Raw genomic sequence first — 20,357 nt, forward strand, 5'->3', positions numbered from 1 at the left:
GTTTGCGGTGGGCTCGTCGAACTGGCTTCACTCCCCTTTAAAAATGGCGGGGCTGGTGGAATGACGGCGACACGCGGACGACGGACCGGACGCCAGGAACGCATGGCCCTTCGCGCGGCCAAGCCTGTGATCGATCCATGTCCGCCCGGCCAGATTGGCGGCAGCTACAAACCTCTTACCGAATTCGAGCTGCGCCGCATCCACGATACGGCGCTGGATCTGCTGGAGAAGCTGGGCATGGGCGAGGTGCCACCCCGCCTGCGCGAAGATCTGCTGGCCGCTGGCGCGACGGATAATGGCGCGGGGCGCATCCTCTTTCCTCCTGCACTGGTTGAGGCCGCCATCGATCAGGCGGCCAAGACCTTCGTGTTGCATGGTCGCGACCCGGACCGCTCGATCGAGGTCGGCGGCAACCGGGTTTATTTTGGCACCGGCGGCGCGGCGGTGCAGACCCTGGACATGACAAGCGGCCTATACCGGCCATCGACCCTTGTAGATTTGCACGATTTCACCCGGCTTCAAGACACCTTGGCCAATGTCAGCTGGTTCACGCGCTGCTGTGTGGCAACAGACGTTCCCGATAACTTCGATCTGGACGTAAACACGGTCTACGCACTGCTGAAAAATACGACCAAGCCAACAGCCACGTCGTTCACTTTGGCGGAACATGTGGAACCGATTGTCAGGATGCTGGATATCGCTGCCGGAGGTCCGGGTGAGTTTTCAAGGCGCCCGTTTATGAAGGCCCACATCAGCCCGGTCATCTCGCCGTTGCGCTACGGTGAGGACGCCGTGGATGTGGTTTACGAATGCGTCAAACACAACATTCCGATGTCCTGTATCACGGCCGCGCAGGCCGGGGCCACGGCACCTGCGACGCTCGCCGGTTTTCTGGCGCAATCGCTTGCCGAGACGCTGGCCAGCCTCGTGATGGTGCATTCAATACAGCCTGGCTTTCCCATGGTTTTTGCCAATTGGCCGCTTGTGGTGGACCTTCGCACCGGCTCGTTTTCAGGGGGCAGCGGAGAGACGGCAGTGCTGAATGCCGCGTCTGCGCAGCTGTCAAACTGGCTGGGCCTGCCATCGGGTGTTGCCTGCTCGATGACCGATGCCAAGGCGATTGATGCGCAATACGGGATGGAAAAGGGCATCACCTCGCTGGCCGCAGCTCTTGCCGGGGGCAACCTGATTTATGAAAGCTCAGGTATGACCGCGTCGCTTCTTGGGGCCAGCTTTGAGGCGTTTGTGCTGGATGATGAGATGCACTCAAGTACTTACCGTGCGCTGCGCGGTATCGAAGTGACCGAGGAAAACCTCGGCTTTGACGCAATCTGCGAGGCGGTGCTTGGAGTGGGCCACTTCCTGGGGAATCAGCACACTTATGCGGCGATGGAGCGGGATTATTTCTATCCGTCACTGGCAGATCGCGACGAGCCGCGCACCTGGGCCGAGAAGGGTGCCCAAGACGCGTGGAGCAGGGCGCGTGAACGGGCAGAGGGCATTCTGCGCGAGCACCGGCCTGTCTACCTGACCGATGAACAGGACAGGGACATACGCGCGCAATTCAATATTCATTGAGCCGCGCCACTGCCCTCAAATCGGGCAAGGTCACGCAATCCGCTTACCTACAAAAAGCGAACGTATGAATATTCTCCAAGCGGTGCTGGAAGGCATCAAAAGCGTCCCGCTCCCTGATGGCGCGCTGATCGCAGTTCACAGCGTATCCCAGAGATTGCGAGCCGCGCCTCGATTGTAGCCATGGCGATAGAGCGCATTCATATAGGTTGATGAAAAGCGGTCGCTTGGGTCGTAGACGATGCCCGAGGCCGGATCGATTGAGGTTACAGCCAGGCCCAATCCGTTCTCATGCGCAAAAAGTTGCGTGGCATTAACCGCGGATGCAGCACTTGCGCGTCCGATTGTCGTCAGCGCCTGTTGAGAGATACCAAGCGCTGAGCGGGACGTTGCCGAGGGCACGGGATTGAGCGTGTTGTTAATCAAGACGAAGAGTTGCCCGCCGGGCCGCGGCTTCTTGGCCGCCGCAAAGGCAAAGGCTGGGATCGCGAGAAACTGCATGTGAACACCGCCGTCGAGGTGCGTTTCAGTATATGTCACCCCGCCCGACACGTAGCCGATCTGGACCGGTGAAAAGAGGCCGGGCAGGGCAGACGAGGCGCGCAAGACTGCGCGAAAGAGGTCGTAATTTCCAGATTGTGCAATCAGGCCCATGTTCCAGATCGACGCGCGCGCGCTGTCAAGTTCAGAGGTGACGACAAAGAGTCGGCCCCCCGCGGCGTGCCGCGCAGCAATTGCCTTTATCAGAGCGGGAGGTGTGAATTGCTTGATTAGACCGGCAAGAGGCACGGTATCATACACTGCATCGCCAAACAGCGCCTGAATGGGTTGCAAAGTCATGATGTCGCTTGCGTCATGTTCGGTAAATATCCGGCGCAATGCGTCGTCATGCTCAGAGCCAAGAAAGGCAAATGGCGCGATGAGGGCACCGGTAGAGATACCGGTGACGATGTCGAACTCAGGCCTTTCGCCGCTGGCGGTCCAGCCCGCTAGGGCACCGGCCCCAAACGCGCCATCCTCACCGCCACCAGAGATCGCCAGCACTGTCAGTTCCGACGAAGACATGGCCGGAGGTCGGTGCCTGGCCCACACCTCCGCGCCGGCATCGGCGAAAAGACGGTAAGCTGCCAGCGGGTCGGGGGCGGAGCTGGACTGCGTTGCGATCAACCCTGATTGGCCGACCCCGCTAGTGCAGGCCGCGACTGGAAGTGCTGCAAGTGCCGCAAGGATCTGCCTGCGTCCGGGTGTTCGGCCAAGTGTGATTGAGGTGGTCATGAGAGTTTTCCTTAAGGCATATCGCGCATTGGCTGTGCGCCTTGAGCGGTGGTTTTGTAGGCAGGGGCCGCGCAACCTTCGGCGACAGTTGACGCGAAGCGTCTAATGGTCTGGGTCATTGTGATAGATGACGAGGTTTTCGAGGAACGCTAGAACTTCGGCCTTTTGCAATTCTGTCAACAGATTATAGGCTGCGCGGCTGCGGGCACCTTCGCCGCCGTGGGCCTCGATCGCCTCGTTCAGCGTGGTCGCCCGCCCGTCGTGAAGCCAGGGCCCGGTTGATCCGACACCCGCAAGCGACCGGGTCAAAAACATTGATGCGCCGATTCCAAGCGGATCTGAGGGGTCGGACAACGCTTCGCCCATGTCGTGACGTTTGAGGTCGGTGTACCAGTGCGCCAGACCGGCGCCTGCTGCGTCGACCTCAAGAGCGCCAAGATGATAGGCTTCGCCGCTGTCGAGAATGACTAGATTGTTCGGCTGATCCGACCGCATATCGAACGATACAGCGGTGTCCCAGCGCAGCGCATGATCCGCTGGATTGGTGCCATCGGGAAACAAGGTTTCAACATATCCTGGCACGCGGCTAGGCTCGCGAAAGACCGGATCGTTGATCGACATGCTAGGAGTGTGGCAGCTGCTGCATCCGATTTTGGCAAAGCGGTTTTCACCGGCGGTGACTTTGCGAATGTCTGCGTCTTTCATTTCCAGCAGACCGATATCGTTCAACTCGACCAAGCTGACGGGTCGTTCCAGCGCGGCCATATAGATCGTGAGGGCAGTAATGTCGCCGACGCTCAGCTCGTCGATAACCCCATCAAAATCTCCGTCCTCGCCGCCGACAAGCTCTGTGGCTTGCAACCCCAGTTCGTTGTGCGCCGCGCCGCGTGTGAAGGACCGAAGGGTTGCGTGATTACCCTTCCAACCAAAGGGCCGCACAACGAGGTCTGCGTCGATCCCGGTAAGGCCACTCGTATCGGTGTCCACGACGCAGGGATCATCCCCGGTGCGGGTCAGGACCAAAGTGCCAAACGAGACAGACTTCGCCAGAAGCTCGGCGGTTGCCGTGCCGGCCTTGCAGGCTTGCACGCGCGCGGCCTCGCGCTGGAGATAAAGCTCGACACTCATCTCTTCTGCCAGTCGCTGCGGAATTGAGAGCGCAAAGAGCGGGGTGGTGTTCCTCTCAAGATATTGCCTCGGGTCGCCGGTATGGCCGGGATCGACAACGACGTTCATTGCGACGCCGCCGGCGCCGTTAGCAATCGGCGCACTGTGGCAGCTAATGCAACTGGTTGCGTTCGCGCCGCCCTCGCGGGAGGGGAAATGGGTGGCCCATTCGCCCGGCCCGGTCAGGTCCGCGCGCGGAATACGGGTAAAGCGACGGCCTTCGCCGATGTTGGCGCCGACGCCCTGATCACCGGTAAACTTGAACTCTGACAACTCGTCGCCCGCCTCAAAGGCCCACTCAAAGGCTGCCGCCGCCTGTCCGTCTGCAATCAGGGCATTCAGCCCTTGCTGGTCGACGCTGAGAAGGGCGCCCTCGGCATGACCAGATCGCGAGCCTAAGCACGCTGCGAACAAAAGGCCCACCGTCAATGGATACGCACGCCGGCGGGTCATGTCGCGTTTCTTTCGACGTCCGCCTCGTCCGAGGCGAACGTTGAGGCAGGTCCGGCCGCAACCTGGTGAGCCTCGTCAGGCATGCCGCGCGAGGACGTTACTGGCGCGTCGGTTGGCAGTCCGTCTGAAAAAGTGAGGGCCATAGCCAGAAGAAAGTCTGGCAGTTTGTCAAAATGTCCCATGATCTGTCCTTTGCGTTAGGAGCGCAGGTGTTGCGCCATAGTTGGGCGCTTCAGCCGTTCTGCGGCATTTTTGCCGGCGTGCAGACCAGCGGAATATCGGCCTGGGGCGATCGGCATGTGCCTGAAATCTGCCCGCCATCGCGGCCAGCAAAACCGCAGGTCGCATCTACCGGCAGGCTGGTGCAGGCCTCGACTGCCTCGCGCGGTGGTCGGCCACGGCCGCCGTCTGCACCTGACGGGGCAGCTTGGGCTAGGATTGACGCGGGCTCATCCACCGAGATGGCGGTCTGGGCATTGGCGATCGAGAGGTCGGCGAAAACAACGACGATCGCAGATATGAGAAGCGCGGTGATGAATTTGTGATGCGGGCGTATACGCGGCACTGTTGAGTGGACAGCGTGGATATTATTTTTCGAAGCGCGCGTCGCACGGGTCGATGTGAAGGTATTCGTAAACATTGTAGTCTCCTGTCATGGCGTGGGTCGCCGTTTGCAGGAGTGTTTTGCGCGTACTTTGGGGAGTGGGTTTGAAGCGAATATGCAGCGACAGTGCAGGCGGCAAAAATAAACTAGGCGATGCGATTTTGCGTCAGCAGGCCAGGCGGGTTAAGACAGGGGACACCTCATCCCTCAAAGGCATACCCCACGCCATAGACGGACCGGATCGGGTCTTGGTCGCTCACCGCTGCAATTTTGCGCCTGATATTTCGGATGTGGCTGTCAACCGTCCGGTCGAAAACCTCGGTATCGTCAGGAAAGGCGAGCGCTAGCAGCATATCGCGGGAAAAGACGCGCCCTGGGCGCGCGGCGAGGGACTGCAGCAAGGTGAACTCGCGACGCGTCAGGTCGAGGGCGACGCCTTCGAGAGTGGCCTGCCACCGCTCGGCGTCGATCTTTAACCGCTCGTCCTGTACCATATCGCCGCTACTGGTCGCCGCCGCGCGCCGTAGGATCGCGCGCACCCGAGCGACCAGTTCGCGGGGCGAATAGGGCTTGCAAAGATAGTCGTCCGCGCCAAGTTCGAGGCCAAGCAGGCGGTCAATCTCTTCGACCTTGGCCGTGGTCATAATGATCGGCACAAGGGATGTTTTCCGCAACTCGCGGCAGATCGTGAGGCCGTCAACACCGGGCAGCATCAGATCAAGCACCAAAAGGTCGTGCTTGCCCTCCAACGCAAATTCGACAGCCCCGGTGCCCTCGGCCATCACATCAACTGTCATGCCCGCCGCAACCAGATAGTCGCGGACCACCTCAGCAAGTGCGGTCTCATCTTCTACGATCAGGATGCGGGGGTCGGTCATATAGTCCCTTTCGGAAGGCGAAGCGTGATTCGAAGACCGCCTAAATCGGAGGGTTCGGCGGTGATGGTGCCGTTGTGCGTATCCACGATAGCGCGGCACACCGAAAGCCCCAGCCCAGAACCGCCGTGAACGCGCGAACGCGAGCTTTCAGCGCGGTAAAAGCGATCAAACAAGCGGGGCATGTCGGCGTCCGGTGGTCCGGGAGGGGAATCGTCGAGGACGACGTTGGCATAACCATCGGCGCTGAAAACCTTTAATCGCACCCGCCCGGGCGCATGGGTATAGCGCGCCGAATTGCTCAAGAGGTTGTCGATGACCTGACCGATTCGCGCGCGGTCGCATAGGACCTGCAGTCGGCGCGGCAGGTCTATTTCCAGTTCGATACCATTTGCCGCAAACTGCGGGCGCGCTGCCTCGGCGGCCTCACGGACGATCGCGCACAGGTCCTCGCTCCGAAACGCAAGTGCAAGGGCACCTTCGCGCGCGTGGGACAGCGTCTTGATGTCCTGCACCAGCCGCGACAGCCGCATCATTGCCGCATGCATCGCGTCCAACGTTTCCGCATCCGGCAGGCGGACCCCGTCCTGCAGCGCTTCGATCTGCGCGCGCAGCACCGCGAGGGGTGTTTGCAACTCGTGGCTGGTGTTTGAGATCCATTCCCGTTCGGCCTTGTCCGTCCGTTCCAGCGCTGCCGCCAGAGCATTGTAATGTCCGACAAGTTGGCCCAGTTCGTCCCTCCGGGTTTGCGCGATCCGCGCGGTATAATCGCCCGAAGCCATCGCCTTTGCCCCCGCCTCAAGGTGCCGAATAGGGACCAGCATCCGGCGCGCCACAATATAGGCGGTCGCGGCAGAAAAAAGTACCGCAACCAGCGCGGCGACTGCCAGCGCCCAGTATTGACCGCGCAGAAAAAACCGGCCGCTTGGATCGCCCGACGCTAGCGGGGCATTTAAGGCGATGTACCCTAGCAGGCTATCTTTGCAGTCGTTATTTAGGCAAATTTCGCGCCGCTCAAGGAGGCCGGATCGTTCGGTGGACCCGGCGAGATGCGAGCCATCGGGCGCTAGCAGTGTAAGGCGTTTATCCATCATCAGGCTATCACCCGGCATACCTACGCCCCTGTTTCCGGGAGGCGGGCCAATGGGCCGCGTGCCATCTAGTCGCTTGGGCGGTGGCCCCGGCGGCGGTAAAAACGCAGCCCGTCCGGTAGGCGCGAAATGCATGCGCACAAAGTCATTCCAGGCCTGCGGATGCTCCGCGAGTTCGGGCCATTCCGGCGTGGCGGGATCATATGCTAGAACCAGAGCCTGCTCTAGTTCGTCGAACCGGGCCAACTCCCCCCGAAGCAGGTAACGCGCGAAGCCGTCACGCATCGCTACCGCGACCAGCAGCGCCATTATCGCGATGACCAGCACTGTGGTGGCCGAAATGGCGACAAAAATTCGGGCTGTCAGCGATTCGCGAAAACGTGTCATCAGCATACTGTTACAATGAAATGTGGAGGCATGATGCACGAAGGCTATGGGCCGCCCAGGGGTGACGTGCCGAACTTTGACGGGCGCGGTCGACCGCCAGAAGGGTGCAGTTAACATACCGCTCAAAGTATTTTCCGACGAAGATGTGTCTCACCGATCGCACTGACAAACGATCCGTCGTCTTCGTCGATCAGGCCAGGGTTCATCACTGTGACTGGGCCCTAATCTGCTAAACATATTATCGATCCATCGGCAGCGTCACCACTGCCCGCAACCCACCTGCCGCGCGATTTTCAAGCGTGAGTTGGCCGCCATGCGCGACAACGATTGTTCGCGCGATGGAAAGACCAAGTCCGGCGCCGCCGGTATCTAGGCTGCGGCTGTCGTCGCCGCGCGTGAATGGTTGGAACATGGCATCCAGCCGATCATGCGGAATGCCGGGCCCATTGTCGTTGATCGTGATGATCGCCTGCCGCTTGTCTTGCTCCAACGTGACGGTCGCGTCATCGCCATACCGCTTGGCGTTGTCGATCAGGTTGCCAATGGCCCGGCCAAGGCCGACGCGGCGGCCCGTCACCTGAACATTCTGATCGGTGCTACAGTTTGCACTTCGATCCTTGCAAATCTGTGTAAGTAATGGGCCGAGATCAATCAGCACCATCTTCTCAGAATCCTGCCCCTCCTTTGCATAGCTGACAAGGCCGTCGGCCATCACAGTCATCTCTTCGAGCGTGCGGACCATAGCATCGCGTTGCTCCTCGTCATCGAGCATTTCGGCGCGGATGCGCAGGCTGGTCATCGGTGTGCGCAGATCATGGCCCACGGCGGCAAGCATGCGCACACGTTCCTCGTCAAACTGCGAGATTTCGGCCTGCATGGCGTTAAATGCCTGCGCAGCCTTGCGCATTTCGCGCGCGCCTTCTTCGGGAACGCGCGCGGTGCGATCACCGCGCCCGGCAGCTTCTGCGGCGCGGGAAAGCTGTCCCAGCGGCTTGGTTAGGTAGCGTGCCAGAGCGATAGAAACACCAAGAACGCCGAGCAGCGACAACACCAGAACGGTGAGAAATGGCCTGCCATCAACCCGGCCGGGCCGCGGGGACACACCGCTGGTCACGACGTTCAGCCATTCTTCCTGTCCGTTTCTTGCGGTTAGCGGCATCGTAATGGCAATCACGCTATCGGTCCTATAGCGGGCACGACGATCAGGTTCGTTGTCCTGAATAGGACGGGCGATAATAGCAACACTCACATCGTTGCGGCCCAGCGTTTCGGCAAGGCTCTGGGATATATATTGGGATCTGCTGTCGGTGGCGGTTTCAGTTAGCAACGGGGCATCGTCCACCCGCACACGGGCAAAGCGGGTAGACGCGTCTCGCGCAATCACCCGCCGCACTTGGGCATCCACGGCTTCCATTGCTGGAATAAGCGCTGCGATCCGCTCAATCTCTCGGTCTTCGCTGGCCTGCTGGTCAAAACGTTGCTGCTGAAAGTTGAGGACAGCCAGCGCGATGAGGTTTGCGACGATGATCGTGGTCGCCAGCAATAGGACGACGCGGCCCGCCAAGGCATCGGGAAACAGGCGTTTGAGGCTATTCATCGACTCGCCTCTGCCACGTCTGCCACCAACCTATAGCCGCCGCCCCATTCGGTCACGAGGATCTGAGGGCTCTTCGGGTCAGTTTCGATTTTGCGGCGCAAGCGGCTGATTTGGTTGTCGATGGCGCGGTCATAGGCCTTTGCCTCGCGCCCGGCGGTCAGGTCAAGCAAGGTCGACCTGCTGAGCACGGTGCGCGGTTGATCAAGGAAAATACCCAAAAGGCGATTCTCGGCGGTGGTCAGTTCGACGACGCTGCCATTATCGTGCAGCAGCTTCAACGCGTCCGGGTCATGAACCCAGCCCGCAAACATTCGCCGCCCGCTGGGCGGTGCAGCTATTTCGGGCGGCGCGCGGCGCAGGATCGCGCGAACCCTTGCTAGCAACTCGCGCGGGTTAAAGGGTTTGACGAGATAGTCGTCTGCCCCAAGCTCTAGCCCGACAATGCGGTCCGTCTCGTCGGTCATGGCCGTCAGCAACAGCACGGGCGGCCCGTCATGGGCCACGAGCCAACGGCACAGGCTTAACCCGTCCTCACCTGGCATCATTATGTCGAGCACGACTAGATGTATGGACGCCTCAGCCAGAACCTCGCGCGCCTCGGCCGCATGCGCGGCAAGCCGCGTCCGAAAGCCCTGCTTGCGCAGGTATTGGCCAAGTGGCTCGCGAATGTCGCGGGCATCATCGACGATAAGGATCTGGGGCGCGATCGGGTCTGTCATGGCGTCTCTCCTCAAGGCGTCTTGCGCCTCAGCTTTACGTAATAGCGCCTTCTTTCCCTAGAAAATCAACTAACTGACAGCCTGTTTCGTACTTCAATTGTCGCAAGGTGTATCAGGTCGCGCCCTTGCGACAAACAGCGACAAAGCGGCATTGGCGCTGACAAACCTTTCGACGCAATAACCCCTAAGTGATGTTCACCGAGGCGACAGATGCCTCATTGAAACCCGAAAGGAAACGACATGATGAACTCCAAACTTCTTCCCGGCAGCTTTATCGCCGTAGCGGCCCTCTTGTCGGGCCTGACCGTCGCCACCGCGCAGTCTGCGAGTGAAACGGCACCTGTTCAGGCAGAAACATCCGTGCAAGCGCCTGACGCCACTCGTGCCAACTTTCGTAAGGGACACGGGGATCGCGGCGGTCACGGAATGATGCGCCAGATCATGAAAAAGGTCGACGCCAATGGTGATCGCGCCGTGACGCAAGAGGAGATCGACACGTTCCGCGCAGCGACTGTGGCAAATGCAGACGCGTCGGGCGACGGCGACATCTCGCTGGATGAGTTCGAGACAATCTACGTCGAACTGACGCGCGACCGTATGGTTGATGCCTTCCAGAAACTGGATGAGGACGGCGACGGCGTGGTGACACAGGCCGAAATGGACGCAAAGTTCGGAAATGTGGTTGACCGGATGGACCGCAATGACGACGGCAAGCTGGACCGCGCAGATCGCAAGGGCCACGGCCGCAAAGGTTAAGGGCGCAGAGGCGACCTAATACCTTCAATAGGGCGCGGCGGGGGCACACTAGCCCCCGCCGCATCCACAACGAAAGAAGATGGGGACGGCTACAAGAGCGCAATTCAAGCGGGCGGTCGCATCAACGTGGAGACGGCAAATGGAACAAACGATAGATACAGCGCCCCTCCGCGATGGCCCTACGACATACGGACTGGTTTCGCGGCTCAATCATTGGGTAATAGCGGCGGCGATGATCGGGATGCTCATCTCAGGCCTGATTATGGCCTATGGGCCGTTCGAGCGCGAGACTGTGGCGGTCATTTGGGACTGGCACAAACCAATCGGCGTGCTGGTTCTTGGCTATGGTCTCTGGCGTGTTGGCTGGCGTGTTGCCCAGGGATTTCCCACGAGTGCGTCGCTTGTTTCACGTCTGCAGGAGGCCTTGTCCAAAATAACCCATTGGGCTTTGCTCGCCGCAGTGCTTGCTATGCCACTCTCTGGACTGGCGATGTCGATATATGGTGGTCACGATGTCGGCGTATTTGGGCTGGTCATTCCCGGGCAGGACAAGATCGAATGGGTCACCAATGCTGCAGGATTTGTGCATCAATACGCTGCCTTTGCGTTAATCGGCCTGCTGATCCTTCATATCGGAGGCGCGTTAAAACATCATTTTATCGACCGCGACACAACATTGCGCCGCATGGTCAAACGATCAGCGTAAGATTACTGGGTGTCCAATAGACGCCGCTACAACTACGTGGAACAGCTTAAGGGATAACCAGATGCGCAAGATCATCACATTGAGTGTCGCAGCGCTGATACTTGCGGGGTCGTATTTCATCGCGTTTGGTGTTCCGGCATCTCTTGGGGTCGTCTTCGGCATTGAGGCTGATGGAGGCAAAGAGCCGGGCGCGACCGCTGGCGGACCTAAGTCGGGCGGTCGGGCTGGGAATCCGACTGCGGGCAAAGCGACGATTGTGGTGTTGGCCCCGCTGGAAATGCAGCCCTATGCTGATATCCTGCGCGCGGTTGGCAGTGCCGCTGCGTTGCACAGTGCCGAAGTGATCGCAGACGTTTCAGGTGAGGTGACTGAGATCAACCTTTCTTCTAACCGGCAGGTTTCGGCTGGTGAGATGTTAGTCCAGCTAGATGCACGAACCGAAGTGCTCAACCGCGAGATCGCACAGGCCGAACTTGATCAGGCCCGCGACACCGTTGAGCGGTACGAGCGTTTGCAGGGGACCGGCAATTCCACCGTAACTGCCGTGGCATTGTCAGAGGCAAAAGTGGCCGAGCGGCTGGCAGAAGCGAATGTAGGACTGGCCGACGCCGCGCTGGATGACAGGACAATCAGGGCACCAATTTCGGGCAAATTGAATTTGAGCGATGTGGAGGTTGGCGACCGCCTGTCTGTCGGCAGCGTGGTCGTTACCATCGACGATTCCGAGGCGTTGCTGATTGAATTCGAATTGCCGGAACGGTCCATCGGGTTACTGTCGAAGGAGCAAACCATCCTTGCAAGCACGCCTACATTTACAGGGCAGATTTTCGAGGGGGGAATTGTATCTTTTGATAGCCGCATCGACAGCGTGACGCGCAGCGTGACAGTCAAGGCGCGTATCGAGAACCCTGATGCCCTGCTGTGGCCGGGTATGACATTTGCCGTTCGTATCATCCATGAAAGCGATCCGCTGGCAGTACTGCCCTCTACCGCAATCACCTGGTCGCGCAGCGGATCAAGCGTCTGGATCGATGAGGACGGCGTGGCCAAACAGGTCCCTGCGACGATCCTGTTTCGCCGTAATGATCAGGTGTGGATCAACGCGGATATCGCCGTCGGCACGTTGGTCGTGACGGAAGGCGCGCAGAAATTGCGCGCCGGATCACGCATCACGGCCGCGAACGCCCCGGCGAGCGCGCCAAATGCCCAAGAGCCCGGTGCGGAGCCCAGCGGCGTGACGCCAGAAGTCGGACAAGCCGAGCCGAAACCTTCATCCGCGACTGAGGAGCCGACATGAGCACCTCTGCACCTCAGGGCCGCAAATCTGGCATTGCCAACCTCTTTGTCGCGCGCCCGTTGTTCGGCATTGTCATCAACCTGCTGATCCTGATCGCGGGCCTCGCCGCGCTTGCGTCGGTCGACGTGCGCGAAATGCCGGATGTAGACCAGCCAGTCCTTTCGATCCGCACCACTTACGAAGGCGCCGTCCCGGCAACCGTCGACCAACAAGTCACGCAGGTACTGGAGGACGCGCTGAGTGCCCTTGAGGGGCTGTCATATATCGAGTCGAGTTCCACAACTGGCTCAAGCCGCATCACCATCGACCTGTCCGAAGGCACCGATGTCAACATTGCCGCCAATGAGGCGCGTGAAATCGTGTCCGCGACGCTGCGCGAACTTCCCGATGATATTGACGACCCGGTCGTAACAAAAAGCGACAGCAACGCCGATGCCATCATTCGGCTGGCCATACTGGGTGATGCCACCTTTGACGAAATGACACAGCTGGCTGAGGGTGTGGTTTATGACCGCCTGTCACTTATCGACGGTATCGCCGAGGTCACGGTGCGCGGCAACCGGGCCAATGAGTTTCGTGTCACGCTCGACATGCCATCGCTGCTCAGCCGCGGATTGACAATATTTGACGTCTCGGACGCATTGACGGCCCTGCGCGATGACACTCCGCTAGGTGAACTGGAATCATCGTCGCAGACCTTGGCGCTGCGGGTGGGCAATGCAGAGGTGACTGCTGATAGCGTTGGCCAGATTCCCGTCAATGCTACAACCCGCGTGTCCGATGTGGCCCTCGTGCAGGTCGTCCCGGAGGACAGGGATGTCTTTGCCCGCGTCAATGGCCAGCCAGCTATTGGGCTGGATATCAGTCGCCAGTCGGTCGGCAACACGCTGGATATCTCAAAGGCTGTCCGCATTGCCGTCGAAGACCTGCGTGCAGAGTTGCCCGCTGGCGTGGATATCATCATCACCTCGGACGACGGCGTATTCATCGAAGGGTCAATCGACGAGGTGGTCAAATCCATCGGTCTGGCCACGGTGATCGTCATCGCGGTGATCTTTGCCTTCCTGCGCTCGCCGCGCGCGACGCTGATCCCCGCGGTCACCATCCCCGTGGCGCTGATTGGCACTATTGCGGCGATTTGGCTAACTGGATTCTCCGTCAACACCATCAGCCTGCTGGCACTGGTGTTGGCCACAGGTATGGTTGTCGACGACGCCATTGTCGTGATCGAGAATATCGTGCGCAAGCGTAAGGAGGGCATGGGGGCGTTTGCCGCCGCTGCCGCCGGTACGAACGAGGTTTTCTTTGCCGTCATTTCCACCACTGCGACGTTGGCTGCCGTTTTCATTCCAATTTCGTTTCTGCCGGGGCAGGCCGGCGGCGTATTCAGCGAGTTTGGATTTGTTCTGGCATTTGCCGTTACCTTGTCGTCGATCACAGCGCTGACACTGGCACCGGTGCTTGCCGCGTTTCTTGATCCCGGCAAACCTGACGCCAAAAGTTCGGCGCCAGACAAGCAAGGGGCCTTCGCGCGGGGTTTTGACACGATCATGGACCGGGCAATCCGCGCGCCAGTGATTGTGCTGGCGGTCGCGATCGGCTTTGCGCTTATTGCGGCGGGCGGTGCTGCGACGCTTTCCTCTAGCATTACACCGGATGAGGATCGGGGATTCTTTCTGATCCAAGCGCGAGGCGCGTCCGATACCACCGTTGAGTATCTGGAAACGCAGATCAAGCAGGTAGAGGACATCCTGACGCCTTACCGCGAAGATGGCGACATCGACGCCGTCCAAAGCATTATCGGCGTTGGCGGCGGCACCAGCGCCTTTATCATCGTGCGGTTGCCCGACTGGGCAGAGCGGGACCGCAGCCAGCAAGAGATCATCGCAGATGTCAGCCGCCTGCTGACAGATGTGCCTGGCGTTCAGGTTAATGCCCGCTCGACGAACAGTCTTAACATCCGGGGCGCGGGACGTGGTCTGCAATTTGCGGTCACCGGCACCGATGTCGCGGCAATGACTGATGCGGCTGACAGTCTGGTGGCAGCGATGGCTGCCGATAGCGCATTCATCAATCCGCAGCTTTCTAACGACAGCGTGCAGGCACAATACGAACTGCGGGTGGACCCGGACATGGCGCGCGCATTCGGCCTGACTGAGGCCGAAATTGCCCGGACAGTGAGCGCCATGGTCCAAGGCAATGTCGCTGTCACCGTGTTTGAAAATGACACCGAAACAGAGGTTAACGTGGTGCCGGGCGGACCCCCGATCAACGATCCCTCCGATCTGGAGTCTATCTTTCTGCGCTTGCCTGATGGTGCCTATATCCCGCTCTCTGCTGCAGCGACGCTGGAGCCGGTGGTCAGCCAGTCAGAGATTGAGCGTCAGGGCGGATCACTGGCCGTGTCGGTTCAAGCCAACCTTGGGACGGGGGTCGATTTGGGTACTGCGATGACGCAGCTAACGGCGATTGCCGCAGACGCGCTGCCAGACGGTATGGGTATCATCTTTACCGGTGAGGCTGCGACCCTGACCGACGGCCAGACGGCCATGTACATGGTGTTCGGTGTGGCTCTCATGGTTGTCTTTCTAGTGCTGGCCGCCCAGTTCGAAAGCATTGCCAGCGCGGTCGTCATTATGCTGACGGTTCCATTTGGCCTCGCCGCAGCGCTTCTAGCGATTTCACTGACGGGGGGATCGCTGAATTACTACAGCCAGATCGGACTGGTCATGCTAATTGGCGTCATGGCCAAGAACGGCATCCTGATTGTTGAATTTGCAAACCAGTTGCGAGAGGCCGGACAGGACATCGACAGTGCCATCCGCGACGCATTGCGCCTGCGCATCCGGCCCGTGATGATGACAATGGTGTCGACCGTATTTGGCGGCTTGCCCCTTATACTGACGTCCGGCGCAGGGGCCGAGGCGCGTATTGCCGTCGGATGGGTAATTGTCGGCGGCCTTGGATTTGCCACCGTGTTCACTCTGTTTTTGACGCCGGTCTTCTACCGCTGGATTGCAGTATGGGGCGCGGCGCCGGGCATGGCGTCCAAGCGATTGAACAGTGAAAACGCCGCAGCGCTGGTTCTGTCCGAGAAGCCGTCGTCGCTGCCGCCGACCGCGATATCTTAGTGAGAATATCGTTAACGCATGTATCTAATCAGAACGCGCATCTTGTCATTGCCATAGACGAGCACACTTTTTACGCGCATAATTTAATGGTTGGATCGATCCTAGGGCGTACCAAACTCGCAATTTGGTCTCTTACAGTATGGCTGACGCTTCGGGTTAGACTACAATTCCTGGATGCGTAAGCGCAGAACATATCTACCATTCGGATGACTTGAACGCGGCCTGCGATGCATCTGCCCAATGGCCAAAACGTTGAACAAACTGATCAGCAGAGGAACAATTCCATGATTACCAAGGTAATGCTCGCCGCCGCTCTATCTTTGACAGGCGCAACCCTTGCTCAGGCACAAGATGCCGATATGAGCTTTTTCATCACTAGCGCAAATCCCGGCAGCGGGGCTGATTTGGGTGGCTTGGCAGGTGCTGATGCTTATTGCAGCTCCCTTGCTGAGGCCGCAGGGGTGACCGGAAAAACCTGGGCCGCATATCTGTCATCCAGCGCTGAAAACGCTCGCGACCGGATCGGAGAAGGCCCTTGGATGAACGCCAATGGCATCACTGTCGCAAAAAGCGTTGATGATCTTCATAGTGAAAACAATAACCTCACTAAGGAAACATCAGTTTCTGAAACAGGTGAAGTCATCAACGGTCGCGGCGACACGCCGAACCGGCATGACATTCTGACTGGATCTAACCTTGACGGAATGCTCGAAGGCAACGCCTGCGAGGACTGGACGACAAGCGGAGAAGGCTCAGCGATGGTCGGCCACCACGACCGCACCGGTGGCGGCGATAACCCAACCGCATGGAACTCTGCGCACCCCTCGCGCGGATGCGGGATGGAGGCGCTGCAAGGCACGGGCGGCGAGGGCCTCTTTTACTGCTTCGCAACAGACTAAAAAGTCATATCTGAATGACAGGACGGGCGCATAGAGGTGTGCCCGTTTTTTCGTAGCTAGGCAGTATGTCAGGACTTGGAGCCGTTATGGGTGTCCCGCCACTGCCGCCGCTTCACGTAAAGGGCGGCGTTGCGAGAACGAGATGGGTGATTGTCGCATTGACGCCATAGTACCCATTGCTGGACGCCGCCCACAGTATGACCGGGTCGACAAAAGTCTCGCCCATCGCGCAGGCGGAATCCCCTATTTCGCGTTTTGGCAAAACCGAGAGGCGTCCACCTTAGGCGCGCAGTCAGGGACGCGGCGGGCGTACCGAGGCATCGCAGACGGCGTTCTCATCGTCCAATGTGCAGCCTGCTTCGGCTTTGAGGCATCCCAAAATTGCGTTCGAGCCTGCCGTCCCTGCGTGATAATGATAGGCGAAATCCTCGCCGTCATGGCCGTTGCAGCTATCCAAATCGGCGGGGGCCGCCCCGGATGCCATTAGGTTAGAGAATATCTGAAATCCGTCCATGGCGATCCCGATCTGCGTGCCATGCTCTAGCGCAGTTGCGCCGTGGACCGGCCCAAAGGTGGCGGGGGAGGGCGCCAGACAGTCGGTGACGGCATGGTAGTGATAGCCGACATGCGGGTTAACATGGCCGCCGCAATCGTCAAAGGGGGCGATGGTATGCGCAGCAAGGATAGCGTCAAGCGGCGCGGGGCCGTCCAGCCTGATTCCGTTATAGGCCACGCCTGACCCAGCAAAGTTCGTGGGCTGTGACCGGCGAACAGGCTGCGGCTCTACGGGGATCACATAAGTTATGGTCGCGTCGTCTGGCATATATTCGGGCAGACACTGAACGCAGTAGTTTTGGTAGGCTGGATCGACATCAGGGCGCGCAGCGGCCTGGCAGGCCTCCAGCGATCCAGTGAAACGGATATCGCCCGTATCTTTGTCAAACAACTGCCACTCCGAGTCGCCATAGAACTCTGCAAGGTTGGCGATAAATGCGCCGTCCACGTCATGCACTTCGCCGTCCCGCAGCCAAATACCGCCCGCCTCTGCACTGTCAGCGATATTGGTGGGGCACCAAGGGCCGGGCGTATAGCTTTGCGGGGCTGCCTTTACCGTGATCGAAAAGCAGCTGGTCTCGGTTCCGCCGGACAGAGTGCAGTCAACGACCTTTGGGCCTGAAACCAAATCGGCACCGACAAAGAACTGTTCGATCCTCTCGGCAAGACTGCCCTCATCGTGCGCAAAGCTGGCAGAGCCCGAGGAGAGAAGCGCAATAAGGGCCGAGGGCAGGATGCGGTGGCAATACAAGTTGCTCATGTGTGGCTCTCCATTTCAGGTGATGATTAGGCTTGAGTTTCTTTGTTTGTTAACATACTAACTATTATTATGCAACATGACCAATTTAGCTTTCACTTCCTTCTGCACGCTGGCGACCTCGTCGAAGAGCATCTTCGCCGCCGCCTCGCAGACTTAGACGTGCGGCCGAGGCAGGCGCGCGTGCTCGACGCTTTGGGCCGAATGGGTACCGCGTCGCAGGTCGATCTTGCGCGGGCCTTTCATATCACGCCGGCCAGCATGAGTACGATGACGGTCCGGTTGATCGCAGCGGGCTTAATCTCGCGCGAAACTGATCCCGAGGAGGCCCGCAGCAATGTGTTGAAGCTGACCGCGCGGGGCCAAAGCCTTCTGTCCGCAATCCATTTGGCGTGGCAAGACGTCGACCGGATGATCGAAGAGCGGCTTGGCGCGGATAAAGCAGCAGCACTCGCTATTCTCACACGCGAGTTGCGGGACGGGCTAGGCGGCCGCATGCCCGGAGCTGTATCGCCCGGACTTAAAACCTCACTTTGAAAGGTACCCGATGTCACACCTGACCCATCCCTTGGCGCGGCTGATACTTGCATCTGCCTTATTGAAGCCCGGCCTCGCCAGCGCCCATTCGGATGTTTCGCACTTCGCCAAGGCAGCCTTTGTCGAAGCGCCTGAGGTGGTGGACTGCACCTTGGAGAATGGAGTGCAGACCCAGTGTTACCAGCTTAAAGTAGGCTATCTTCCTGAGGGGTTGAACGTCGGGCCATTCTGCCCGGCGACGCTGGACGACGAAGGCGGTGTCTGGGACTGGACTGGCGATGATGCCGGGCTTTACCGCATAAATCGCGAATTCCTGATGATGCTCGACAGCCTCGGCTACCGCTTTTTTGATGCGGACGGTACGGTCCATGTTGTCGACAATGCGTCTACGCCGCCCGAGGACGATCACGCGTGTATCAACGTCACTGCTGATGAGAGTGTTGAGATCACAATGCTGGTTCCCATTGAGCCCGTGATGGCCAAGACGGTCACAAATCTCGGCACTGTTGCCAAGGTGGGCGTGGCCCTCGACGGCGTGCCGATCTTTGCCGATGCGCCGTCGATCCAGCAGACTGGGCACATGCCCGCGCTAGACGTCTGCGGCGGCCATATTGATCCGGGCGGATGGTATCACTGGCATGCGACCTCGACAGATATAGGAACTGTGTTCAAGGCAGAGGGCGTCGCAGCCGACTGCGCGCTGACGCAGGACGCAAGCGCGATGTTCGGATACGCCTTTGACGGCTTCGCGATGTATGGCAGCACGGATGTCGGCGGCACGGTCCCTGACGACCTTGACCAGTGCAACGGCCATATCAGGCCGACAGCAGATGACAGCGCAATCTATCACTACCATGCGACGGCGACCTTCCCGAACCTGCCCGCCTGTCTGGTGGGGGTTTCTGCGCAAGGCAATTTTTCGACCACTGCGGCGCAGGGCATCGGTGCAGCGGGTGCTGGGGCAGGGCCATCCTGACGGGAACGACGCCGGATCATTGCCGCCCGGTTTTGAGGATGCGGCGGCAGCTTTGGGCATTTCGGCCGATGCGCTGATGCAGGCGATGGCACAGGCGGGCGGGCCGCGCGCGGATCTTGCTGCCGTCGCGGCTGCATTGGAGATCGAGGAAGAGGATCTTCGCGCGGCCCTGCCGCCACCGCCAAATTGAGGGCCTCGAACGTTTGACAATGCCTCCGTCACGGCGAAAATGAGCAAAGGATTCTGCGTACTGCACTAAGGCGGCGGTGCACGACCGTTTCTGATCTCAAAAAGGAAAAACTGCGCAACATGGATTGGACCGCACTTACCAAAGAATTGGTCACGCTTCTCGTGGTCATAGACCCGGTGGGGTCGATCCCGGTTTTCCTGTTTGCCGTTCAAAATGTACCGACCCGCCTACATCGCCGCTTTGCTTTGCGCGCTGTCGCCATTGCCACCCTCGTGCTGCTTGCGTTCCTCGCTGGTGGGCAACTTCTGCTGGAAACGCTGGGCCTGCGCCTTGGCTCGTTCCAGATCGCTGGCGGCGTCATCCTGTTTATTTTTGCGATGACCATGATCTTTGGCGATTCTAAGCCTACGCGCGAAATCGAGGAGGCGGGGCGGGACCACCTCGCTGGTGCCGTGTTCCCGCTTGCCATGCCTTCTATCGCCTCGCCGGGCGCCATGCTGGTCATCGTGATTTTGACAGACAATCATACCGAATCCATCGCCGAACAGACCGTCACAGCGGGACTTTTGATCTTGGTAATGGCCTTTACGCTGATGCTTTTACTAGTGGCGACATTCATTCACCGGGTGATCGGAAACACGGGCGCAAGCGTGATCAGCCGCGTCATGGGAATCGTCCTTGCCACTATTGCCGTCGACGCGATTTTGGGCGGGCTTGACGCGCTTGGAGTGCTCGATGTTGCGCCTCCGACGGTGGAAAGCACGCTGACTGAGGTGCCGGAATAAAGTGACCCTTGGCCGCCCCTAGATA

The 20,357-nt window shown here is 59.5% G+C and carries 19 protein-coding genes; 10 read left to right on the forward strand and 9 right to left on the reverse strand.

The genetic code is table 11. The features are described from left to right. The first annotated feature begins 60 nt into the window (after nucleotides 1-60). Nucleotides 61-1,578, forward strand: a complete 1,518-nt coding sequence (locus MK6180000_RS19290; protein ID WP_138936210.1) for a trimethylamine methyltransferase family protein — start codon at nucleotides 61-63, stop codon at nucleotides 1,576-1,578. Nucleotides 1,579-1,713: 135 nt separating this feature from the next. Here the strand turns inward: MK6180000_RS19290 and MK6180000_RS19295 are convergent, their stop codons facing one another. From MK6180000_RS19295 to MK6180000_RS19330, 8 genes are all read right to left on the reverse strand, one after another. After that, entirely contained in the window at nucleotides 1,714-2,850 is a 1,137-nt protein-coding gene (locus MK6180000_RS19295) for a patatin-like phospholipase family protein (RefSeq protein WP_138936211.1), read from the reverse strand. 102 nt (nucleotides 2,851-2,952) lie between these two features. Next, nucleotides 2,953-4,470, reverse strand: a complete 1,518-nt coding sequence (locus MK6180000_RS19300) for a di-heme oxidoredictase family protein (RefSeq protein WP_138936212.1) — start codon at nucleotides 4,468-4,470, stop codon at nucleotides 2,953-2,955. Then, nucleotides 4,467-4,652: a hypothetical protein gene (locus tag MK6180000_RS19305; protein ID WP_138936213.1), complete on the reverse strand. Its 186-nt coding sequence runs from the start codon at nucleotides 4,650-4,652 to the stop codon at nucleotides 4,467-4,469. The genes MK6180000_RS19300 and MK6180000_RS19305 overlap by 4 nt, the downstream gene beginning before the upstream one ends. A gap of 50 nt (nucleotides 4,653-4,702) precedes the next feature. After that, nucleotides 4,703-5,110, reverse strand: coding sequence for a hypothetical protein (locus MK6180000_RS19310; protein ID WP_138936214.1), 408 nt, complete (start codon nucleotides 5,108-5,110; stop codon nucleotides 4,703-4,705). A gap of 164 nt (nucleotides 5,111-5,274) precedes the next feature. Next, nucleotides 5,275-5,952 carry a response regulator gene (locus MK6180000_RS19315; RefSeq protein WP_138936215.1) on the reverse strand — a complete coding sequence of 226 codons (678 nt, stop codon included), beginning with the start codon at nucleotides 5,950-5,952 and terminating at the stop codon, nucleotides 5,275-5,277. Beyond that, nucleotides 5,949-7,427, reverse strand: coding sequence for an ATP-binding protein (locus MK6180000_RS19320; protein ID WP_171054698.1), 1,479 nt, complete (start codon nucleotides 7,425-7,427; stop codon nucleotides 5,949-5,951). Before MK6180000_RS19320 ends, MK6180000_RS19315 begins: the two co-directional genes overlap by 4 nt. A 238-nt stretch (nucleotides 7,428-7,665) precedes the next feature. After that, nucleotides 7,666-9,024, reverse strand: a complete 1,359-nt coding sequence (locus tag MK6180000_RS19325; protein ID WP_138936217.1) for an ATP-binding protein — start codon at nucleotides 9,022-9,024, stop codon at nucleotides 7,666-7,668. Then, nucleotides 9,021-9,743, reverse strand: coding sequence for a response regulator (locus MK6180000_RS19330; RefSeq protein WP_138936218.1), 723 nt, complete (start codon nucleotides 9,741-9,743; stop codon nucleotides 9,021-9,023). The genes MK6180000_RS19325 and MK6180000_RS19330 overlap by 4 nt, the downstream gene beginning before the upstream one ends. Nucleotides 9,744-9,983: 240 nt before the next feature. Between MK6180000_RS19330 and MK6180000_RS19335 the strand changes: the two genes are divergently transcribed. The 5 genes from MK6180000_RS19335 (at nucleotide 9,984) to MK6180000_RS19355 (ending at nucleotide 16,532) form a co-directional block, all read left to right on the forward strand. Continuing rightward, nucleotides 9,984-10,499, forward strand: a complete 516-nt coding sequence (locus tag MK6180000_RS19335) for an EF-hand domain-containing protein (protein WP_138936219.1) — start codon at nucleotides 9,984-9,986, stop codon at nucleotides 10,497-10,499. A 139-nt stretch (nucleotides 10,500-10,638) separates the two neighbouring features. Next, nucleotides 10,639-11,205: a cytochrome b gene (locus tag MK6180000_RS19340; RefSeq protein WP_138936220.1), complete on the forward strand. Its 567-nt coding sequence runs from the start codon at nucleotides 10,639-10,641 to the stop codon at nucleotides 11,203-11,205. A 61-nt stretch (nucleotides 11,206-11,266) separates the two neighbouring features. Continuing rightward, nucleotides 11,267-12,502, forward strand: coding sequence for an efflux RND transporter periplasmic adaptor subunit (locus MK6180000_RS19345; protein WP_138936221.1), 1,236 nt, complete (start codon nucleotides 11,267-11,269; stop codon nucleotides 12,500-12,502). Next, nucleotides 12,499-15,633, forward strand: a complete 3,135-nt coding sequence (locus MK6180000_RS19350) for an efflux RND transporter permease subunit (RefSeq protein ID WP_138936222.1) — start codon at nucleotides 12,499-12,501, stop codon at nucleotides 15,631-15,633. The genes MK6180000_RS19345 and MK6180000_RS19350 overlap by 4 nt, the downstream gene beginning before the upstream one ends. 227 nt (nucleotides 15,634-15,860) lie before the next feature. Next, nucleotides 15,861-16,532 carry a hypothetical protein gene (locus MK6180000_RS19355; protein WP_246040580.1) on the forward strand — a complete coding sequence of 224 codons (672 nt, stop codon included), beginning with the start codon at nucleotides 15,861-15,863 and terminating at the stop codon, nucleotides 16,530-16,532. 292 nt (nucleotides 16,533-16,824) lie between these two features. Here the strand turns inward: MK6180000_RS19355 and MK6180000_RS19360 are convergent, their stop codons facing one another. After that, nucleotides 16,825-17,847 (reverse strand): YHYH protein, encoded by a 1,023-nt coding sequence (locus tag MK6180000_RS19360; protein WP_138936223.1) that lies wholly within the window; start codon nucleotides 17,845-17,847, stop codon nucleotides 16,825-16,827. Nucleotides 17,848-17,916: 69 nt separating this feature from the next. On the opposite strand from MK6180000_RS19360, the gene MK6180000_RS19365 reads away from it, so the two are divergent. The 4 genes from MK6180000_RS19365 to MK6180000_RS19380 all read left to right on the forward strand — a co-directional run bounded on the left by MK6180000_RS19365 (nucleotide 17,917) and on the right by MK6180000_RS19380 (nucleotide 20,332). Then, complete coding sequence (locus MK6180000_RS19365) at nucleotides 17,917-18,381, forward strand: MarR family winged helix-turn-helix transcriptional regulator (protein WP_138936224.1); 465 nt, start codon at nucleotides 17,917-17,919, stop codon at nucleotides 18,379-18,381. A 10-nt stretch (nucleotides 18,382-18,391) separates the two neighbouring features. After that, nucleotides 18,392-19,357: a YHYH protein gene (locus tag MK6180000_RS19370; protein WP_138936225.1), complete on the forward strand. Its 966-nt coding sequence runs from the start codon at nucleotides 18,392-18,394 to the stop codon at nucleotides 19,355-19,357. Next, nucleotides 19,326-19,547, forward strand: coding sequence for a hypothetical protein (locus tag MK6180000_RS19375; RefSeq protein WP_138936226.1), 222 nt, complete (start codon nucleotides 19,326-19,328; stop codon nucleotides 19,545-19,547). The genes MK6180000_RS19370 and MK6180000_RS19375 overlap by 32 nt, the downstream gene beginning before the upstream one ends. Before the next feature lie 119 nt (nucleotides 19,548-19,666). Beyond that, complete coding sequence (locus MK6180000_RS19380) at nucleotides 19,667-20,332, forward strand: MarC family protein (protein ID WP_138936227.1); 666 nt, start codon at nucleotides 19,667-19,669, stop codon at nucleotides 20,330-20,332. Nucleotides 20,333-20,357: the final 25 nt, after the last annotated feature.

It is taken from the genome of Roseovarius arcticus (assembly GCF_006125015.1).
Lineage (GTDB): Bacteria > Pseudomonadota > Alphaproteobacteria > Rhodobacterales > Rhodobacteraceae > Roseovarius > Roseovarius arcticus.

What these genes read in the sequence shown, in the direction of transcription:
- MK6180000_RS19310 (WP_138936214.1), bottom strand. Translation starts at nt 5,110, where the DNA reads ATGTTTACGAATACCTTCACATCGACCCGTGCGACGCGCGCTTCGAAA.
- MK6180000_RS19300 (WP_138936212.1), bottom strand. Translation starts at nt 4,470, where the DNA reads ATGACCCGCCGGCGTGCGTATCCATTGACGGTGGGCCTTTTGTTCGCA.
- MK6180000_RS19370 (WP_138936225.1), top strand. Translation starts at nt 18,392, where the DNA reads ATGTCACACCTGACCCATCCCTTGGCGCGGCTGATACTTGCATCTGCC.
- MK6180000_RS19330 (WP_138936218.1), bottom strand. Translation starts at nt 9,743, where the DNA reads ATGACAGACCCGATCGCGCCCCAGATCCTTATCGTCGATGATGCCCGC.
- MK6180000_RS19305 (WP_138936213.1), bottom strand. Translation starts at nt 4,652, where the DNA reads ATGGGACATTTTGACAAACTGCCAGACTTTCTTCTGGCTATGGCCCTC.
- MK6180000_RS19365 (WP_138936224.1), top strand. Translation starts at nt 17,917, where the DNA reads ATGCAACATGACCAATTTAGCTTTCACTTCCTTCTGCACGCTGGCGAC.
- MK6180000_RS19380 (WP_138936227.1), top strand. Translation starts at nt 19,667, where the DNA reads ATGGATTGGACCGCACTTACCAAAGAATTGGTCACGCTTCTCGTGGTC.
- MK6180000_RS19320 (WP_171054698.1), bottom strand. Translation starts at nt 7,427, where the DNA reads ATGACACGTTTTCGCGAATCGCTGACAGCCCGAATTTTTGTCGCCATT.
- MK6180000_RS19290 (WP_138936210.1), top strand. Translation starts at nt 61, where the DNA reads ATGACGGCGACACGCGGACGACGGACCGGACGCCAGGAACGCATGGCC.
- MK6180000_RS19345 (WP_138936221.1), top strand. Translation starts at nt 11,267, where the DNA reads ATGCGCAAGATCATCACATTGAGTGTCGCAGCGCTGATACTTGCGGGG.
- MK6180000_RS19325 (WP_138936217.1), bottom strand. Translation starts at nt 9,024, where the DNA reads ATGAATAGCCTCAAACGCCTGTTTCCCGATGCCTTGGCGGGCCGCGTC.
- MK6180000_RS19315 (WP_138936215.1), bottom strand. Translation starts at nt 5,952, where the DNA reads ATGACCGACCCCCGCATCCTGATCGTAGAAGATGAGACCGCACTTGCT.
- MK6180000_RS19355 (WP_246040580.1), top strand. Translation starts at nt 15,861, where the DNA reads ATGCATCTGCCCAATGGCCAAAACGTTGAACAAACTGATCAGCAGAGG.
- MK6180000_RS19295 (WP_138936211.1), bottom strand. Translation starts at nt 2,850, where the DNA reads ATGACCACCTCAATCACACTTGGCCGAACACCCGGACGCAGGCAGATC.
- MK6180000_RS19335 (WP_138936219.1), top strand. Translation starts at nt 9,984, where the DNA reads ATGATGAACTCCAAACTTCTTCCCGGCAGCTTTATCGCCGTAGCGGCC.
- MK6180000_RS19360 (WP_138936223.1), bottom strand. Translation starts at nt 17,847, where the DNA reads ATGAGCAACTTGTATTGCCACCGCATCCTGCCCTCGGCCCTTATTGCG.
- MK6180000_RS19350 (WP_138936222.1), top strand. Translation starts at nt 12,499, where the DNA reads ATGAGCACCTCTGCACCTCAGGGCCGCAAATCTGGCATTGCCAACCTC.
- MK6180000_RS19340 (WP_138936220.1), top strand. Translation starts at nt 10,639, where the DNA reads ATGGAACAAACGATAGATACAGCGCCCCTCCGCGATGGCCCTACGACA.